Source organism: Alishewanella sp. HL-SH06, assembly GCF_052656265.1.
On sequence record NZ_CP199752.1, the window covers coordinates 1,973,320 to 1,990,987 of the forward strand.

The 17,668-nt window shown below is 45.6% G+C and carries 17 protein-coding genes and 1 pseudogene; 8 read left to right on the forward strand and 10 right to left on the reverse strand.

Annotated features, from left to right (window positions below):
- Positions 1-108 precede the first annotated feature (108 nt).
- Positions 109-279, reverse strand: a complete 171-nt coding sequence (locus ACUJFK_RS09145) for a hypothetical protein (RefSeq protein ID WP_226751472.1) — start codon at positions 277-279, stop codon at positions 109-111.
- 270 nt (positions 280-549) lie between these two features.
- Between ACUJFK_RS09145 and ACUJFK_RS09150 the strand changes: the two genes are divergently transcribed.
- Positions 550-1,638, forward strand: a complete 1,089-nt coding sequence (locus tag ACUJFK_RS09150) for an AI-2E family transporter (RefSeq protein WP_226751473.1) — start codon at positions 550-552, stop codon at positions 1,636-1,638.
- A 37-nt stretch (positions 1,639-1,675) separates the two neighbouring features.
- On the opposite strand, the gene ACUJFK_RS09155 is transcribed toward ACUJFK_RS09150, so the two are convergent.
- Complete coding sequence (locus ACUJFK_RS09155) at positions 1,676-3,613, reverse strand: exoribonuclease II (RefSeq protein ID WP_445424648.1); 1,938 nt, start codon at positions 3,611-3,613, stop codon at positions 1,676-1,678.
- A gap of 231 nt (positions 3,614-3,844) precedes the next feature.
- Between ACUJFK_RS09155 and ACUJFK_RS09160 the strand changes: the two genes are divergently transcribed.
- Positions 3,845-6,556 (forward strand): putative bifunctional diguanylate cyclase/phosphodiesterase, encoded by a 2,712-nt coding sequence (locus ACUJFK_RS09160; RefSeq protein ID WP_445424649.1) that lies wholly within the window; start codon positions 3,845-3,847, stop codon positions 6,554-6,556.
- 69 nt (positions 6,557-6,625) lie between these two features.
- Here ACUJFK_RS09160 and ACUJFK_RS09165 read toward each other — a convergent pair.
- Positions 6,626-7,345, reverse strand: a pseudogene (locus ACUJFK_RS09165) (pseudouridine synthase); the annotation flags it as partial.
- Positions 7,346-7,478: 133 nt separating this feature from the next.
- Between ACUJFK_RS09165 and ACUJFK_RS09170 the strand changes: the two are divergent.
- Positions 7,479-8,444 (forward strand): aldo/keto reductase, encoded by a 966-nt coding sequence (locus ACUJFK_RS09170; protein ID WP_445424650.1) that lies wholly within the window; start codon positions 7,479-7,481, stop codon positions 8,442-8,444.
- Positions 8,445-8,511: 67 nt separating this feature from the next.
- On the opposite strand, the gene ACUJFK_RS09175 is transcribed toward ACUJFK_RS09170, so the two are convergent.
- Entirely contained in the window at positions 8,512-10,158 is a 1,647-nt protein-coding gene (locus ACUJFK_RS09175; RefSeq protein WP_445424651.1) for an electron transfer flavoprotein-ubiquinone oxidoreductase, read from the reverse strand.
- Positions 10,159-10,405: 247 nt separating this feature from the next.
- On the opposite strand from ACUJFK_RS09175, the gene ACUJFK_RS09180 reads away from it, so the two are divergent.
- From ACUJFK_RS09180 to ACUJFK_RS09190, 3 genes are all read left to right on the forward strand, one after another.
- Positions 10,406-11,155, forward strand: a complete 750-nt coding sequence (locus ACUJFK_RS09180; RefSeq protein WP_226751479.1) for an electron transfer flavoprotein subunit beta/FixA family protein — start codon at positions 10,406-10,408, stop codon at positions 11,153-11,155.
- The gene (locus ACUJFK_RS09185; RefSeq protein ID WP_445424652.1) at positions 11,155-12,081 is read left to right on the forward strand and encodes an electron transfer flavoprotein subunit alpha/FixB family protein; all 927 of its coding nucleotides are present in this window, start codon (positions 11,155-11,157) and stop codon (positions 12,079-12,081) included. The genes ACUJFK_RS09180 and ACUJFK_RS09185 overlap by 1 nt, the downstream gene beginning before the upstream one ends.
- A gap of 195 nt (positions 12,082-12,276) precedes the next feature.
- Positions 12,277-12,771 carry a GNAT family N-acetyltransferase gene (locus ACUJFK_RS09190; protein ID WP_445424653.1) on the forward strand — a complete coding sequence of 165 codons (495 nt, stop codon included), beginning with the start codon at positions 12,277-12,279 and terminating at the stop codon, positions 12,769-12,771.
- Positions 12,772-12,834: 63 nt separating this feature from the next.
- On the opposite strand, the gene ACUJFK_RS09195 is transcribed toward ACUJFK_RS09190, so the two are convergent.
- Both ACUJFK_RS09195 and fur read right to left on the reverse strand, forming a co-directional pair.
- On the reverse strand, positions 12,835-13,860 hold the full coding sequence (locus ACUJFK_RS09195; RefSeq protein WP_226751482.1) for a CNNM domain-containing protein: 1,026 nt from the start codon (positions 13,858-13,860) through the stop codon (positions 12,835-12,837).
- A 141-nt stretch (positions 13,861-14,001) separates the two neighbouring features.
- The gene (gene fur / locus ACUJFK_RS09200; protein WP_226751483.1) at positions 14,002-14,442 is read right to left on the reverse strand and encodes a ferric iron uptake transcriptional regulator; all 441 of its coding nucleotides are present in this window, start codon (positions 14,440-14,442) and stop codon (positions 14,002-14,004) included.
- Between the two features lie 152 nt (positions 14,443-14,594).
- On the opposite strand from fur, the gene ACUJFK_RS09205 reads away from it, so the two are divergent.
- Positions 14,595-15,065, forward strand: coding sequence for a DUF4442 domain-containing protein (locus ACUJFK_RS09205; RefSeq protein WP_445424654.1), 471 nt, complete (start codon positions 14,595-14,597; stop codon positions 15,063-15,065).
- Positions 15,066-15,127: 62 nt separating this feature from the next.
- On the opposite strand, the gene fldA is transcribed toward ACUJFK_RS09205, so the two are convergent.
- Genes fldA through ACUJFK_RS09225 form a run of 4 tightly spaced genes read right to left on the reverse strand, consistent with a single transcriptional unit; the run spans position 15,128 to position 16,983 of the window.
- Positions 15,128-15,658: a flavodoxin FldA gene (fldA, locus tag ACUJFK_RS09210; protein WP_226751485.1), complete on the reverse strand. Its 531-nt coding sequence runs from the start codon at positions 15,656-15,658 to the stop codon at positions 15,128-15,130.
- Positions 15,659-15,671: 13 nt separating this feature from the next.
- Complete coding sequence (gene ybfE, locus ACUJFK_RS09215; RefSeq protein ID WP_226751486.1) at positions 15,672-15,944, reverse strand: LexA regulated protein; 273 nt, start codon at positions 15,942-15,944, stop codon at positions 15,672-15,674.
- Positions 15,945-15,959: 15 nt separating this feature from the next.
- A complete protein-coding gene (locus ACUJFK_RS09220; protein WP_445424655.1) occupies positions 15,960-16,163 on the reverse strand; it encodes a DUF2788 domain-containing protein in 204 nt (67 codons plus the stop codon).
- A gap of 58 nt (positions 16,164-16,221) precedes the next feature.
- Entirely contained in the window at positions 16,222-16,983 is a 762-nt protein-coding gene (locus ACUJFK_RS09225; protein WP_226751488.1) for an alpha/beta fold hydrolase, read from the reverse strand.
- 106 nt (positions 16,984-17,089) lie between these two features.
- On the opposite strand from ACUJFK_RS09225, the gene seqA reads away from it, so the two are divergent.
- A complete protein-coding gene (gene seqA, locus ACUJFK_RS09230) occupies positions 17,090-17,653 on the forward strand; it encodes a replication initiation negative regulator SeqA (RefSeq protein ID WP_445424656.1) in 564 nt (187 codons plus the stop codon).
- Positions 17,654-17,668: the final 15 nt, after the last annotated feature.

Below are 17,668 nucleotides of genomic sequence, written 5' to 3' on the forward strand. Positions count from 1 at the left end.
TAAAGAACAAGCATCCACCGCTTAGGTGGGTGCCTTTTGGTCATTAAAGCCGCAACAAGTTGTTATTTTGACAGCGGTAGGGTGAGGGATTAACGAGCGCGCAGCAGGCTAAGACTTGGGTAGCAGCTTGTTGCTGAACAAGCCCAACCAAAACCCCAATTCTAATACCATGCCTAGCACCACAAAAATTACTGTGCCACTCGAAAAACCATAGCCATAGCAGATCAAAGCAGCGAGCAGTAAGCCGATAATCATTAAGGTTCTGTAGAGAGTTTTCATTCATTCTCGCTCTTGCAATAGTGTTGCTGTTTAACTTTAGAGGCTAGGTGTGTTTTCGTCAAATGGACAGCTGTTGCCCCTTATTTTGGGACGTGAAGAGGGGGGAAGTTGCACCGTCGCGCGACAAGTCGCAAAACTTTAGTCGCAAGCGGCTGCTTGTCAGTGCTATTTCACCCGTAAAGCAGTAAAGTAGCGCCATTATTGTGGCTAGGATCAAGGCTGCATTTCTAGGTGTCGTCAGCCCCTTGCGGGCAGTCAAAGGTGGTAAGCATGGCACAAATTTTTAGTAATGAAGCGATCAGTCGCGTTTTGCTGTTGTTGATTTTAGCTTCAGGGGTGTTTTTCTTTATTGGTTTTTTGGTGCCAGTATTAGCCGCACTGATTATCTGCTTTGCCAGCTGGCCGCTTTATCAAAAATTGGTACAGCGCTGCGCTGAAAACGTGACCTTAGCGGCAACACTGGCGCTAACGATGATAGTGTTAGGGTTAGTGGTGCCTTTAACATTGGTGTTTTCTTTTGCGCTGCAAGAAGCCAAAACCTGGCTGCAATGGCTGGTGCATGCCAACCAATTTGGTGAGCCGGTACCGGCATGGTTAGCTGCCTTGCCCTTAGCGGGCGAGTGGTTAGCAGAGTTATGGCAGGCGCACCTTAGTGCGCCTAATCAGTTGGGGCAATTTATCAGTGTGGTCACGGGAGAACATCTTGGTGGTATTTCCCGTACCATTTTAACCATGGGCTGGCATACCGCAGGGTTTTTACTGTCACTGTTGTTTATGTTGATTACGCTGTTTTTTTTGTATAAAGACGGCGATAAATTAGCGCTGCAATTAGATACCGTGGGCGAGCGTATTTTGCCACAGCGTTGGCAGCGTTTTTCGCGGGTGGTACCGGCTACCGTAACCTCAACCGTGCTGGGCATGTCAATTATTGCCGTGGGTGAGGGCGTGGTACTGGGCGTTGCCTACTGGGTGGCTGGGGTGCCTTCGCCGGTCGCTTTTGGGGTGTTAACGGGCTTTATGGCGCTGGTGCCCGGTGGCGCACCGCTGGCCTTTAGTTTAATTTCGTTATACCTCGTTGGCACCGGTGCTACCACCGCAGGGATTGGCTTATTTTTATGGGGCAGTATCGAGCTATTTATTGTCGATAAAACCATTCGGCCAACCTTGGTGGGAGGGCGAATTAAACTGCCGTTTTTACCCACATTTTTTGGTTTAATTGGTGGCGTGAAAACGATGGGTTTAGTGGGGTTATTTATTGGCCCGGTATTAATGGCATTGTTGGTGGCGATTTGGCGCGAATGGATCCGCGATGAAACCCAAAAAGCTCAAGCAGAAGAGCGTAATAACTTATCTGAATGAGCCTTTGGGCCCGTTCGCAAATCAGCGGGCGGGTGCTTTACTCTGTGCTTTGCAAAGGTTTGACTAAAATATTACCAGGTTCATTCAGCTCATGTAACTGCACCTGCAGTTGCTGGCCTAACTCGTACAAGGCTTGCTCGGCAAGATAGCAACGGCCTTCTTCCCAATTTAATTTAACCGTTTCGCTACCCTGAGCAATTAAGCTGGCAGGAATAAAGGCCGCCGCACCGTTTTCTAATAAACGCACACGGATCCCCGCTCGGTTAATATCAAATATCTCAGCGGTAAATGCTTGAGCTGCACCGAGTTGCGGCTGTAGATACAGATGATACAACCAATCGGCGATATCCCGTTCGGCTTTGCGCTGTACTTTGCGTTGATCGGCCAGATGTTGCGTCAGCTGTTCGGGGATCTCCGGCGCAGGCTGTTGCTGTAAAATGGCTTTTAACAAACGTTGATTGACCAGATCGCCATATTTACGGATTGGTGAAGTCCAGGTTGCATATTGCGTTAAGCCCATACCAAAATGCGGTGCAGGCGTAATACTCATGCCAGCATAGGCTTGAAAACGACGTAAACGGCTTTCTAAATAGCGCGTATCTTGTTGCGTTAACCAGCGACGTAGTTGGCAATAACCGCTCAACTCAGCCAGTTCCTCGTGTGCAACGGGTGCGGCATGCTGTTGCAGTAATTCAGCCAGTGCGCTGAGTTTGTTGCTGTCAAAGCCTTGATGCACGTTAAATAAACCAAAGCCCAAACGATTGGCCAGTAAATCACCACAGGCTTGGTTAGCGGCGATCATCGCCTCTTCTACCATTTGATTAGCGATGCGCCGATGTTCGGCATGAATATGCACCACTTGACCGGCCTCATCTAATTCAAAGCGGTAATCCGGTTTATCTTGAAACACAATGGCGTGTTGCTGACGCCATTGTTGTCTGGCTTGCGTTAATAAGTGCAGTTGCTGTAATTGCTCGGCCATGTCGCTATTATCGGGTTGCCAATCACCTTGTTGTTCTAAAAAGTCGGAAACCTGCTGATAATTAAGTCGCGCCTGCGAGCAAATCCAGGCCAACGTAAACTCAGCCGGGCTTTGCAAAGCACCGTCTGTTGTAATGTGCATCGTGGCGACAATGGCTGGGCGCTTCACCCCTTGTTGTAGCGAGCATAAATCATCTGCGAGTTCGCGCGGTAACATGGGGATATTACGCCCAGGCAAATAGGTGGTAAAAGCCCGTTGCTGTGCTTGTTGATCTAAGGCAGAGCCGGCGGCTATGTAAGCGTCTGGATCGGCAACAGCAACTTGTAACTGCCAGCCATCAGCCTCGGCTCGAACACTGATCGCATCGTCCATATCTTGAGTTGAGGCGTTATCAATTGTCAAAAACGGTATCGTAGTAAAGTCTGTACGAGGCTGAGTATCCAGTAATGGCCATTGCTGATGAGCATCTGGCGCTCTTTTCGGTAATTCGTGCCGTGCTAAAACAACCCACCAAGGCGCTTCTGGATCATCGGCTTTTGCCACTAACTCGGTAATTGTCACAATAAAACTCTCAGCGCTAAGCGCATGCTGGCTTAGCGTAGCAATAACCCAATCACCATTTTGTAACTCAGCGGCATTGATGCCCTCAGCTACTGTCGCTTTAAAAGCGTCTCGTAACAGTGGGTTGGCGGCCTCTACACTGAGTTTGTTTTTTTGACGTTTAATCTGGCCGACAAAACTGCTTATGGCACTTTCTAACAATGCTTCAGGTTCAGCTTGGCTTTTTTCGCCTTCGGTGCGGATCACTGCGCGGATACGATCACCATGCAGTACCTTTTTCATTTGGGGTGGCGCGATAAAAACACTTTCTTTGTCGCTGATTTCTAAAAAGCCGTAGCTTTTTGCTGTTGCGCGAACGATACCTTCTTTTGTAGGTAACGTTTCTTTAAGTTGTTGTTTTAATTGAGCCAAAAGCGGATTGTTTTGCAGCATAAATAAGAACCTAAGAAATTAACCGCGCCACTATACGGTGTTAGGGCGCAGAAGCCAAGTTAAGCCCAAGCTATAGGCATCATTATGGCAGTGCTTTTGCGGGTTAACGGGTTAAATCTTTAGCATATCCATAAATATCCTTGTTGCACCCTGTCAGGCACTGTGGTTACATGTGCTACACGTGTTTTATAGGCTAAACTCATAAGCCTATGCAGTTAAATGGTGTTAAGAGTGCCAGAAATTTGGAAAGTAAACGATAGTATAAGCCGTGCTTCGGCTGCCGTATTTTATCTGCTGACTGCCGGCTTTTACACTATTATTGCGTTATTAGGACTGGTCGAGCACCTGTTTTTAGCTAAGCTTATTCTGCCTTTACTGTCATTTAATTTAGTTCTCGCCACCGCTTTAGCCAGCTTGGGGTTAACCGCTTTACTCTTCAACCGCCGCAAACTGCAAATATTCTGCAGCCTATTGATATTAAGTTTTATCAGTTATCTGTGGTTAGCTACTCATCGAGGCCAGCTGCAAGACTTAAGTGGTATGCCATTATCCTTGTTGTCGGTGCTGCTATTGTTAGCGGCGGCGATATTAGTCTGTTCGCATACGACGCGTGTTGGCCATTATCTTTGGCGTATTATGGCTTTCATTTGTCTTGTGTATGGCTGCTACGCGCAGCTAAGCTTGTGGTTTCCGCAACTGCCTTGGCAAAATACCACGCCCTTTAGCTCATCTTTATTACCCATTATGCTGATTATGGTCGGGATTTCGCTTTGGCTAAAACAGCATTTTCAGTTGCAGGTCACCCGGCCATTAAGCCATAGCGCTATTGCTGCTATGTTAATGTTTCAAGCCGGATATGGCATCTGGTTTGCCCTAAGCGTGTTTGATGTGCGCTATGAAACACACTTAGCCGAGCAAAAAGTGACTCGGGTGGTCAGCCAAGTACAAGCCCAGTTAGCGTTTTCTGAAGAATTATTTCAGCGTGCTCGTACAAGATGGCAGCGAGTTAATCCTGCTGAACGTTTACAATTTATCACAGAAGATCTGTCTGCTATTACGGCTGCCTACGATGTGGTCTATGGTGCTGTCATTTTTGATCAGCAACAGCAACCCGTGTTAATGACGGGTAAAGCCGCTTCGTTTCAAGAACAAGGTTTGTTTAGTAGCGAGGGTACTCGGTCGTGGCTGTTTTCTGGCTCGGATCAGGAAGCCATGGCCATCAATCGTGCTTCGTTAGACAGTGATTTACCCATTATGATGTTGCGCTTGGCTTTGCCTGATACAGACGCTTCGCCAGAATTTTTACTGGTGCTGATTAATTTACAACAAGCGTTATTAGTCGATAACTCTGTGGGCGCGGCAAAAATCCAAATTTACCTGGAAGTATTACCCCAGTTGCTGTTTACCGCTGATGCCAGTGGCTTTAAGCGGGCGACCTTACCTGATTTACAACGCCGTTATCCGTATCATCAACAAATTCAACCCGATCAAGCTAATTGGGGTAGTATTCCTTTTTATGTTTTTATTACCGATCTCACCGAGTTGCAAGCACGCAGTCGATTACATCAAATCATATTATGGGTATCGCTACTGTTCTGCTGCACCTTTATTTTAGCTGCTGATCGCACGCGTTTGTTGCGCCACGAAAAAGTGAAACTGTCTACCCTCGCTAAGTTTGATGATATTACCGGCTTATTGCGCCGCGATGCCTTTTATCAAGCAGTCGAGCAGGTGGTGATCCGTGAAAAGACGGCACCCGAAGTGATTATATTTATTGATTTAGACGGTTTTAAACCGATAAACGACAGTTTTGGGCATGATGTTGGCGATAAATTGCTCTCAGAAATGGCGCTGCGTATCCGTTTACTTTGTGGAGAACAGGCTTTATTAGCGCGTTTTAGTGGTGATGAGTTTTTAGTGTACTTACCTGAATCTCCCGTTGAGGCCACTGAACAGTTAGCGAATGCGTTGTTACGCGCTTTATCTCAACCTAGCGCAGTGACCGGGTTTGATGTGTATTTGTCAGCCAGTATTGGTATTGTGCAAAATCAAGAAGCCCATTGCAGCTCGCAATTATTAACCCAGCTTGCAGATGTGGCGATGAGTAATGCCAAGCAGGCAGGGGGAAATACTTACCGTTTTTATCAAGATACCATGGCTGATAACTACCGCAATATTGTGGCTATGCGTAACAAGTTACAAGCGGCCCTCGATGCAGAGCAGTTACAGGTGTACTACCAGCCGGTGATGGAGTTCAGTACAGGTAAAACCGTTGCTATTGAAAGTTTAGTGCGTTGGCAGCATCAGGGGAGCTTTATCTCGCCTGTTTCTTTTATCCCGATTGCTGAACAAACCGGACAAATCATTCAAATAGGCGAACAAGTCATGAAGATGGTGCTGCGTGATCTGGTTGAAAACCCGGGTCTAGCCAAACTTAGCGTGGCGATTAATGTGTCAGCACAGCAGCTTAGGCGTTATGATTTTGTACAATTCTTAGACGCAGTTTTAGCAGAATATCAGATTGACCCTGCGCGAATTTGTATTGAGTTGACCGAAAGTGCTTTATTAGAGGAGCAAGGCCATACGCTGGCGCTGCCTAATCAGATTAAAGCCTTAGGCTGTCAGCTAGCCATTGATGATTTTGGTACCGGCTATTCTAGTTTGTCTTATCTTTATCGATTGCCGGCAGATATTGTGAAATTAGATCGCTCCTTTACCCGTGATCTTACCCACGATCTTAAGCAACGTAAAATTGTTGAAATGTTGGTCAGTACCTGCAATCAAATTGGTAAAACCGTGGTAATTGAAGGCGTCGAAACCGCAGAAATGAGTGAATTGTGTCAACAACTCGGTTGTGATCGGGCGCAAGGTTATTATTATGCGCGGCCGATGCCGTTAGCAGAGTTACTGACGTTTTTAAATCGCCCTGCAGAGCAGGGCTAGGTATACAAGAAGATGACCGTTGCTGCTGCTCGGTTATTCTTCGTGATCATGCTGGGCGCTAGCGGCCACTTTGCTGGAATCTTGAACCAGTTGGTCCAGCATTTTAATTTCGATCGTATCGAGTAAGCGCCATTTGCCGGGTTTAAGCTCGGCTAAACGAATATGCATAATGCGGATGCGTTTTAGCTTAACCACTTCATAGCCTAAAAACTCTGCCATACGGCGAATTTGCCGATTGAGCCCCTGCGTTAAAATGATCTTAAACGTATTACGTGAGATCTGGGTCACCTTACAGGGAAGGGTAACCGTGCCTAAAATAGGCACTCCCTGTGACATTTTCTTAATAAAGTAATCTGATATCGGTTTATTCACGCTGACCACGTACTCTTTCTCATGGGCATTGCCGGCACGCAATACTTTATTGACGATGTCACCGTCATTCGTTAAAAAGATTAAACCTTCAGAGGGTTTGTCTAAGCGGCCAATCGGGAAGATCCGCTCGGGGTACTTCACCGCATCAATAATATTGCCGGCAATATGCCGCTCGGTGGTACAGGTAATGCCTACCGGCTTATGATAAGCCAGATAAACCCGTTTGGGTTTTTCCTTTAAGGGTTGCCCCTTAATTAAAACAGTGTCAGCATAAGATACTTTCAGGCCCATTTCTGCCAGTTGACCATTTACGGTGACATCACCGGCAGCAATGTGGGCATCGGCCTGACGGCGCGAGCAAAAACCGGTATCACTGATAAATTTATTTAAACGGTATAAGGTAGCTTCTTCGGTCATAGCGTTGTCAGTAAACAGTATTAAAAGTTATCTAGCGCGCTAGTGTAAGTGTCTGGCTTGGTTTGTACAAGGTTTTCACCGCCGCGCGTTCAGCTTGATTTAGCATAAGCCTTCAATTAATTGAGAATTCAGCATGACATTACCAATACATGACATTTTACCGCAAGCCAGCCGCATCATTATGGGGTGTATGGGATTAGGCGGTGGTTGGAATGAAACCGAGGTAAGCCTCGCGGCCGAGCAGCAGGCCTTTGCCGTAATAGAGACCGCACTGGAGAATGGTATTAATTTCTTCGACCATGCGGATATTTATAGTCATGGTAAAGCTGAAACGGTGTTTGGTCGTTATTTAAACGCCCATCCTCAGCAACGGGAGCAACTGTATATTCAGTCTAAATGCGCTATTCGCTTACCGCAGACGGGGCAAGTGGGTTTATACGATTGTTCTAAAACCGCTATTTTGCGCGCTGTTGAAGAATCGTTACAACGTTTACAAACTGAGTATCTCGATCTGCTGTTACTACATCGGCCGGATCCTTTATGTCAACCTGAAGAAGTAGCTGAAGCTTTTAACCAGTTACAACAGCAAGGTAAGGTAAGACACTTTGGTGTCTCGAATATGGGCTGGGCACAATTGCAACTGTTGCAGCAAGCCGTGACACAGCCGCTACGTGCTAATCAGTTAGAAATGAGTTTAGCGGCACATAACTGGCTAGAAGAAAGTGTCATGGTCGGTATGCCCGCCGCGGCAGGTCGTCACTTTGGTTATGGCACCATTGAATATTGCCAATTGCATAAGATCCAAATTCAAAGCTGGGGCAGCCTAGCACAAGGACGCTTTAGTGTCGGTTATCCTGGGCAGACGGAAGCAGAAAGTGCGGTCTGTCAGCTACTGCAACAATTTGCAGCAGAATATCAATGCAGTACTGAAGCGATTATCCTCGCTTGGTTGATGCGCCATCCGGCACAGGTACAGCCGGTGATCGGCACCACCAATTTACAGCGCATTCGAGCTTGTGCCGAAGCGAGTCGTATTTTATTAAATCGCGAGCACTGGTATCAATTATATATTGCGGCTCGCGGCGAACGACTGCCTTAACAACCTAAATTGCATCAAGCAAAACGCCGCGTTTCTCGCGGCGTTTTTTTAAGAGCTTCAAACATGCTTACATATTTGGGTAGTTCGGCCCGCCGCCCCCTTCTGGTGTCACCCAAGTAATATTTTGACTGGGATCTTTAATATCACAGGTTTTACAGTGAATGCAGTTTTGCGAATTAATTTGCAATTTAGGATTAGCGTGTTCGTCTTCGATAATTTCATAGACTCCTGCCGGACAATAACGCTGTGCCGGTTCGGCATATTTGGCTAAATTAACCGTGATCGGAATGCTGGCATCTTTTAAACGTAGATGACAAGGCTGTTCTTCCTCGTGGTTGGTATTGGACAAATACACTGAACTTAAGCGATCAAAACTGAGCTGGTTATCTGGTTTCGGATAACTGATTGGCTGACACTCGCTGGCCAGTTTTAAACAAGCGTGATCCGGCGTAGTATCGTGTAGTGTAAAGGGTAATTTACCCTGAAACAGGTTTTGATCCAGCGTGTTATAAACACCACCAAAAAAGGATCCAAATTTATGAATGGCAGCACCAAAGTTTCGCGCGCTGTAAAGCTCTGTATAGAGCCAGCTATTTTTAATATTACTGGCGTAAGCCGTTAAATCTTCTCCACCCAAATCACCTTTAAATAAGGCATCCGCAACGGTTTCGGCAGCCAACATACCCGATTTCATGGCTGTGTGATTACCTTTAATTTTGGCAAAGTTTAAGGTACCGGCATTACAACCGAGCAGTAAACCACCTTTGAAGCTCATTTTCGGTAAGCTGTGCAAGCCGCCTTTGGCAATAGCACGGGCACCGTAAGTCACGCGTTTGCCGCCACTAAGATATTGACGAATGACCGGATGTTGCTTATAGCGTTGAAACTCCTCAAACGGGTTCAGATACGGGTTTTGATAATTTAAATCGACAATTAATCCGACCACAACTTGCTGATCTTCGCTGTGGTATAAATAACCGCCACCGCTGGCATCATTTAAAGGCCAGCCAGCAGAATGCACGACTAAACCTGGATGATGTTGATCGGCAGGCACATCCCAAATTTCTTTAAAGCCGATAGCATAATGTTGTGGCGCGCTGTCTAAATCCAATTTAAATTGGTTTATCAGTTGTTTACCTAAATGTCCGCGGCAACCTTCAGCAAATAACGTATATTTTGCCTTTAACTCCATGCCGGGTGTGTAACTGTCTTTGGGTTGACCTTGGCGATCGACACCCATATCACCAATGATTATGCCAGCAACGGCACCGTCGTTTATCAGTAATTCGCTGGCGGCAAAACCGGGGAAAATATCGACACCTAAGCCTTCAGCTTGTTCGGCTAACCAACGACACAAATTGGCTGCAGAGATAATAAAATTGCCGCTGTTATGCATGGTTTTAGGTGCCGCTATACCTGGTATTTTTCGGGCTTGCTCGGCGTTATTAAACCAGTAGATATCATCATGGGTTACCGGTGTTTTCAGCGGTGCGCCAAGTGTTTGCCAGTCAGGTAATAATTCATTTAACGCTCTGGGTTCAAACACGGCCCCCGATAAGATATGAGCGCCCACTTCAGAGCCTTTTTCCACCACACAAACAGACAGTTCTTGAGCTGCGGCTTGCGCGCGTTGCATCAAACGGATAGCAGCTGATAAACCAGCTGGACCTGCACCGACGATGACAACGTCGTACTCCATTGCTTCTCTTTCCACTGAATACCTCTCTTGCTGCGTTGGGGGTGGCGGTCGCCAGAGTCTTAATGAAATTAACGCATTAAGTCACTCAGTAAACCGACGTTGGATGCTATAGTTTACATAATTGTCGCATCTAATACCGCTATCAGAATATTGCAGGTTGACGTTAACGTCAACAGGAAGTAGATTGGCAGGCATTCGACAAGTTAAACTTTACCTTCACGTAAAGCAGCCTGCAAAAGGCTGGCATTAATATGAGGCCATTATGAAGCTATTAGTACCGGTAAAACGGGTAATTGATTATAACGTGAAAGTTCGGGTTAAACCGGATCAATCTGGTGTGGATTTAGCAAATGTCAAAATGGCATTAAACCCGTTCTGCGAAATTGCTGTTGAAGAAGCGGTACGCTTAAAAGAAGCCGGTAGCGCTAGCGAAGTGATCGTGGTGTCTATTGGTGCAAAAGCGGTTCAAGAACAGCTGCGTACAGCCTTAGCTTTAGGTGCGGACCGCGCTATTCATATCGAAACTGACCTTACGCTTGATTCGTTACAAGTGGCTAAATTATTAGCCAAAGTGGTGGCAGAAGAACAACCACAGTTAGTGATTCTGGGTAAACAAGCGATCGATTCTGATAATAACCAAACCGCTCAGATGTTAGCTGCGCTAACCGGTATGGGGCAGGGTACTTTTGCCTCAAAAGTGGTGGTGGCCAATGATAAAGTGCAAGTGACGCGTGAAATTGACGGTGGCTTGCAAACAGTAGAACTGAGTTTACCTGCGGTGGTATCAACCGATCTACGCTTAAATGAACCGCGCTACGCCTCGCTGCCGAACATTATGAAAGCGAAAAAGAAACCTTTAGATGTTAAAGCCGCAGACAGTTTCGGTGTCGGCTTAAGCTCAGAAGTACAGACCTTAAAAGTCACGGCACCACAAAGCCGTAAAGCCGGGGTCATTGTCGAGTCAGTGGCTGAGTTGGTCAGCAAGTTAAAAGATGAAGCGAAGGTGATCTGATGACGATTTTAGTAATTGCAGAACATAATAACGCGGCGTTAAAAGCGGATACATTCAAAACAGTACAAGCGGCAACCTTAATTGGCCAAGACATTCATCTGTTAGTGGCGGGGGCAGATTGCCAAGCCGCAGCTAACGAAGCCGCGACCATCGCGGGGGTCAGTAAAGTGTTGCACGCAGATGCGGCCGCTTATGGCCATCAACTGGCTGAAAATGTTGCCGCACTGGTGGCTGAGCTTGGCCCGAGTTACAGCCATATTCTGGCGGCCGCGACCACTACCGGTAAAAATATGCTGCCACGCGTAGCGGCTTTACTTGACGTGGCACAGCTTTCCGATGTGATTGCGATTGAAAGTGCCGATACTTTTGTCAGACCGATCTATGCCGGTAATGCTATCGCTACCGTGCAATCTACGGCCAAGATTAAAGTATTAACGGTACGTAGTTCCGCTTTTGCTGCTGCTGCAACCGGCAATGCTGCAGCCATTGAAGTGGTGTCGGTGGTTAAAGATCTCGGTGTATCTCGTTTTGTCGCAGAAGAGTTAACCAAATCAGAGCGTCCTGAGCTCACCGCCGCTAAAGTGATTATTTCTGGTGGCCGTGGTATGCAAAATGGTGAAAACTTTGCGCTGCTAAACGGTATTGCCGATAAGTTGAATGCGGCGATTGGTGCGTCTCGCGCAGCAGTGGATGCTGGCTTTGTGCCAAATGACATGCAAGTGGGCCAAACCGGTAAAATTGTGGCTCCTGATTTATATATTGCTGTCGGTATTTCTGGTGCTATTCAACACTTAGCCGGTATGAAAGACTCTAAAGTGATTGTTGCAATTAACAAAGACGCTGAAGCGCCAATCTTCCAAGTAGCGGATTACGGTATTGTTGGCGATTTGTTTAATGTGCTTCCTGAGCTTGACGCTGCACTGTAACCGCTGGCGTTAATAGCGGCTCGTTATGAAAAACGGAGTGGCCAAGCCACTCCGTTTTTTTAGGCCGCGACAAAAATCTTTACCTGCTTAACCCCGTCTTTTGCATAATCTGCTGGCTTTTCTTTTGGCGCAACTTTACTATTTGCAGCTGTTATTTATCTTATATGGTCTGGTTCGTCTTCAGGGAGAAAAGTCATGTTACCGCTTATTCGACATGCAGAGCCGGCAGATATTGCGGCAGTGAAAGCCATTTATGATACGCCCTTAGTCTATGCCAACACCCTACAATTGCCGTTTCAGCCGTTGTCAAAATGGCAAAGTTTATTTGAACCGCAAGCCGGTTTTTATAATTTGGTGGCGGAATTAGAAGGTGAAGTCATTGGTCAATTAGGTTTACAGGTGATGCAGAATCCACGGCGACGCCATGCAGCGGATATTGGTATGGCAGTCGCTGAAGCGTATCAAGGGCAGGGTGTGGGCTCGTCACTGCTCCGTGCCGCCTTAGACTTAGCGGATAACTGGTTAGCCCTGCGGCGTATTGAATTACTGGTGTATAGCAATAACGACTCAGCGATTGCATTATATGAACGTTTTGGTTTTGAAGTTGAGGCGGAATTAACAGATTATGCCTTTCAATATGGCAACTATATCAATGCGCTGCAGATGGTGCGGATTAATGCTGACCTTTAATCACAGCGCACCGCCGTTTTAAGACGCTTTAGGGTGAAACCTTAGATTTCACCCTAATATTTACTATTTCATCTCTTCCAGTTGTTTTTGCTTGTTCTCCCAACGGCGTTTCGCAAAACGACGCAGGTTGGGAATGTTATCGGTTTCATCCATAATCGGTTGGCCGATAATCGCTTCAAACACATCTTCCATGGTCACTAAACCCATCCAGCTGCCGTACTCGTCATAAACCAGCGCCATATGTTGCTGCTCGCGGATCAGCTGCGACATTAATTGCTCAACATTCATTTTATCCGAAATGACTTTAACCGGTTTTTTGATGTCTGAGGCCGTTTGTCCACTTTGATAATCCAACATGTCATAACGAAATACGATGCCGATGGGGGCTTCTTCGTGATCTAAAATAGGATAACGGGAATACTGGCCTTTTTTGGCGCGTTTCACTAAATCGGCTAACAATTCATCCGGTTTGGCATAATCACAAACGGTGCGCGGCGTCATAATATCTCGTACTTTGATTTCATGCAGATCCAAAATATTACTGATCACGCGTTGCTCATTTTCATCCAGCTTATTTAACTCGCGGCCCAAAATGGTTAAAGCTTTAATTTCTTGTCTTAAATCAAGTTCATGCTGGCCGCCCCCAAATAATTTCATCACCTGATCCGACATCCAGATAAAAGGTTTTAGCAGCAGAATCATCGTGTTTAACACGGGAGGCAACACTGGCACCAGGCTTGGCCAATAACGGGCACCGATGGTTTTCGGCACGATCTCTGAAAGAATCAAGATCAATAATGTCATTACCGCAGAAGCGATACCCAAATAGCCATCGCCAAATACAATAGTCACTTGCGCACCAACACCGGTAGCACCCACGGTATGCGCCACGGTATTGAGCGTTAAAATAGCCGCTAAGGGTTGGTCAATTTTTTCTTTCAGTTGTTTTAGTTTTTCGTATAGCTTTGGCTTGAGCAATTTTTGCTGCGCAATATAGCTCGGTGTGATGGAGAGTAGGGCGGCTTCAAGAATAGAGCAAATGAAGGAAACGCTGATAGACAAAACCACAAACGCGATCAGTAGACTCATAAAATTTAGCTTTAACACCTCTTTTTGCTAAGACAGCAACATTATATCAAGCGTATTTAACAATAGCTTCAAAATTATTGCTGATGTTGAGCAGCGATATGAATAAAAAACCTTCACAAGGAAGGTTTTTAAGATTTCAATTTACTGATTTTGCGCGTAAAGCTTACATTTTGCCGTATCTTCGCACTCACCATACAAATACAAACTGTGATGGGTGAGTTTGATACCATTGCTGTTAGCAATTTCTAATTGGCGTCTTTCGATAATATCATCTTCAAATTCGACAACCTTACCGCATTTTAAACAAACTAAATGATCATGATGGTTAGCACCGGTGAGCTCAAACACCGATTTGCCGCCTTCAAAATGGTGGCGCGTTAAAATGCCTGCATCATCAAATTGGTTAAGTACTCGATAAACTGTGGCTAAACCGATATCTTCACCCAACTCCAACAGGATTTTATACACATCTTCAGCACTGATATGCTGATTTTTTGGATCTTGTAGGATCTCAAGGATTTTTACTCGAGGCAGCGTGACTTTAAGACCCGCTTTGCGTAATTCGGTATTGTGATCGTTCATAAGTACTCTTTTTTAACGTGAACTTACCAAGGATTATAAAGAGATCAGGGCTATATTCAAATGCTTTATGTAGATTGCTTTTTTAAGAGCCACTCTTGTACTGTTAACGGCAATCGGTAGAATGCCCTAAACAGGTCTTACCAGGGGAACTTATGCGTTGGGCATTTAAGCCATCGGTGCTGCGGCATTTACTTAATTTTTGGCCGCCGTTTTTATTTTGTGGTATCAGAGTGGTGATATTAAGTGATGATTATCGCTATTGTAAAGTGGAGCTAAAATCACGGCCTTGGACCAAGAACATTAATCGCAGTCAGTTTGGCGGTTCTATGTTTGCGATGACCGATCCCATTTATCCCTTGATGTTAATGGGCGCCTTAGGTAAAGAGTACCACGTTTGGGATAAACAAGCAGATATCAACTTTATTAGCCCCGGTTACAGTAAGTTGGTGGCTGAGTTTTGGTTATCGGATGACACCGTGGCCGACATCAAGCAACATACAGCGCAGGGTGACAAATATTTTCCACAGTTTTTGGTGCATATTCATGATGCTAAACATCAAGTTGTGTGTGAGGTCAATCGTACCTTGTATGTGCGAAAGAAAGCACAATATCGCGCTGGCTAAGCATCAAAACACAAAGGCTGCCCATGGCAGCCTTTGTTTGGAACGCATAACGCTTGCTGAAATTACAGCGAGGCAAATTCAGCTAGACTCATTTCATCATAAACTTGCTTACACCACTGCTTAACCCTTTTTTCGGTTAATTCAGGTTGACGATCTTCGTCAACCCCTAAACCGATAAAGTGGTTATCATCTACTAAGGCTTTTGAAGCCACAAAGTTGTAGCCTGCGGTTGGCCAGTGTCCAACGATGATGGCGCCTTTAGGTTCGATGATGTCACGTAATGTGCCCATCGCATCGAGGAAATACTCCGCGTAATCTTCCTGATCACCACAACCAAAGATACCAACCAGTTTATTATTAAAGTCTATGCCTTCAAGTTCTGGGAAGAAATCGTCCCAGTCACATTGTGCTTCGCCATAATACCAAGTAGGAATGCCCAGCAGCAGTAAATCAAAATTCGCTATATCTTCTTTACTGCTTTTAGCGATATCCCGTACTTCTATTAACTGTTTACCCAGTTCTTTCTGGATCATTTTGGCGATATGTTCAGTGTTACCTGTATCGCTACCAAAAAAAATGCCAACTGTTGCCATGTTTTAAGCCTTCTTACCCGGCCAAAGCCTGTTCTAAAAGATGTTCAATAAAGTGACTACGTGTCATATTTGCTTGTGCAGCGGCCAAATCAAGCTTTTCACAAAGCTGTTCTGGCACTTTACACTCAATACGCTTTAAGCCCTTAACACGATCGCGTTTAATTTGATTACGTTTGTTTTGTTTCAGTTGTTCTTCCCGTGGCAACAAATTGGTTTTGGGCCGACCAGGACGCTTATCCAAAGCAAACAAATCAATAGTTGTGCGATCAGTGGCTATTTTCGCCATTAATCTGTAACCCTCTTATTCGAAAAAATACTGCACAATACTTTTCACGATAAACACCAGAGGTGATAAAAACAGCACTAGCCAAACAAAGATATGTCCGATTCTTGGTGCTTCACTTTTCTTCAAGACGTCTCGGATAGCTAGTACGATAAAGAAGTACAATCCGCCAAGTCCTAACCATAATCCAATGGTTTCAAACTGTTCTATGCTCATTGACATCGTTCGCCTCTGAAAAAAGTGCGCGCATCATAGCATATTTAGTGAAAAGTTTTCTGCGTTACGTCAATAAAAAGTCAGATACCAGCTTATTAAATGCACTGGGTTTTTCGGCATGTAACCAATGCCCTGTGCCTTGAATGATCTTCGCTTGTGCCTTTGGAAATAAGCCTAAGATAGTTTCGCGATGTTCTGGCAAAATATAATCCGATTCGGCGCCCTTGATAAACAAGACTTTACCATTGAATTGGCCCCCGGCTTGTGGCGCGCTTATCAGCTGCGGATACTGCTGCTGCAAGGCGGCTAAGTTAAAGCGCCAACGAAATACGTTGTCTGTTTTTTCTAAGCTCTTCAGTAAAAACTGCCGCACACCAGGTTCAACAATGTGCTGCGCCATTTGTTGGTCTGCCTCACCGCGATTGGCGATGTGCAAAAGATCAACCTGATTTAAGCCGGCAAAAACCGAGTTATGCCGAGCGCTGTAACTGACCGGAGCAATATCCGCCACAATTAAGCGGTCGAGTTGCTCAGGGTAACGCAGCGCAAATTCCATCGCCAATTTACCGCCCATCGAGTGTCCTAACACTGCAAAAGGTCGCAGCCCTAAACCCTCTAAGGTTTCAGACAGATCGGCTGCCATCAGCGAATAGTTCATTTCATCACTGTGTGCGGAGCGGCCATGATTACGTACATCAATGTTGAGTACCTGAAAATGCTCGCTTAACGCACGCGCTACACCGCCTAAATTTTCTAAGCTACCGAATAAACCGTGGACTAACACCACTAAGGGGCCTTGGCCTGTTAATTGATAATGTAAAATCATAATTATCCTATCTGCGTAATTGCTGCTATTTTAACAAAACAGCGAACTGGCGTCAGTGGCAAAGCCTTTATATAATGAGCTGAATTTGAGGTAACGGATTAAATCTATGAAAACCATTGAAATTGACGACGATTTGTATCAATACATTGCGGCACAGACATTACAGATTGGCGAAAGTGCGTCGGATATACTGCGTCGTTTATTGCCTGGTGCCCCGCTAAAAACTTCCACGGCATCCCTTGACAGCTCGTCAGAGCTCAACAAAGCTAAATCTGTAGCGCCAGTGGTTCCGGTTGCAACGGTTAGCGAGCAGCCAAAGCGTACCGAGAAACAAGGCAATATTTTTGATCTGGTCACACCGGCTGATTTACAAGCCGAGCACAATATTGTTGGCCGTTTTCTGTATTTGTTGTCGGTGTTAGCCCGAGTACACAAAAAAGACTTCCCCAATGTGTTGGAAATTAAAGGACGCAATCGACTGTATTTTGCTAAATCAGCAGCTGAATTGTCTGAAAGTGGCAGTAGTACAAACCCTAAGCAAATTCCGAATACGGATTTTTGGGTGATTACGAACTCAAACACAACTCGCAAGAAAATGATGTTGACAGAAACGGCAAGCAAACTGGGTTATAGCGCTGAAGACGCAGAACGTATTCGCGATTTATTATAATAATTAAGGAATGGT

Bases quoted from the DNA above. Each gene is read 5' to 3' on its own strand.
- ACUJFK_RS09145 (WP_226751472.1), bottom strand. From the start codon at position 279: ATGAAAACTCTCTACAGAACCTTAATGATTATCGGCTTACTGCTCGCT.
- ACUJFK_RS09150 (WP_226751473.1), top strand. From the start codon at position 550: ATGGCACAAATTTTTAGTAATGAAGCGATCAGTCGCGTTTTGCTGTTG.
- ACUJFK_RS09155 (WP_445424648.1), bottom strand. From the start codon at position 3,613: ATGCTGCAAAACAATCCGCTTTTGGCTCAATTAAAACAACAACTTAAA.
- ACUJFK_RS09170 (WP_445424650.1), top strand. From the start codon at position 7,479: ATGACATTACCAATACATGACATTTTACCGCAAGCCAGCCGCATCATT.
- ACUJFK_RS09180 (WP_226751479.1), top strand. From the start codon at position 10,406: ATGAAGCTATTAGTACCGGTAAAACGGGTAATTGATTATAACGTGAAA.
- ACUJFK_RS09185 (WP_445424652.1), top strand. From the start codon at position 11,155: ATGACGATTTTAGTAATTGCAGAACATAATAACGCGGCGTTAAAAGCG.
- ACUJFK_RS09190 (WP_445424653.1), top strand. From the start codon at position 12,277: ATGTTACCGCTTATTCGACATGCAGAGCCGGCAGATATTGCGGCAGTG.
- ACUJFK_RS09195 (WP_226751482.1), bottom strand. From the start codon at position 13,860: ATGAGTCTACTGATCGCGTTTGTGGTTTTGTCTATCAGCGTTTCCTTC.
- fur (WP_226751483.1), bottom strand. From the start codon at position 14,442: ATGAACGATCACAATACCGAATTACGCAAAGCGGGTCTTAAAGTCACG.
- ACUJFK_RS09205 (WP_445424654.1), top strand. From the start codon at position 14,595: ATGCGTTGGGCATTTAAGCCATCGGTGCTGCGGCATTTACTTAATTTT.
- fldA (WP_226751485.1), bottom strand. From the start codon at position 15,658: ATGGCAACAGTTGGCATTTTTTTTGGTAGCGATACAGGTAACACTGAA.
- ybfE (WP_226751486.1), bottom strand. From the start codon at position 15,944: ATGGCGAAAATAGCCACTGATCGCACAACTATTGATTTGTTTGCTTTG.
- ACUJFK_RS09220 (WP_445424655.1), bottom strand. From the start codon at position 16,163: ATGTCAATGAGCATAGAACAGTTTGAAACCATTGGATTATGGTTAGGA.
- ACUJFK_RS09225 (WP_226751488.1), bottom strand. From the start codon at position 16,983: ATGATTTTACATTATCAATTAACAGGCCAAGGCCCCTTAGTGGTGTTA.
- seqA (WP_445424656.1), top strand. From the start codon at position 17,090: ATGAAAACCATTGAAATTGACGACGATTTGTATCAATACATTGCGGCA.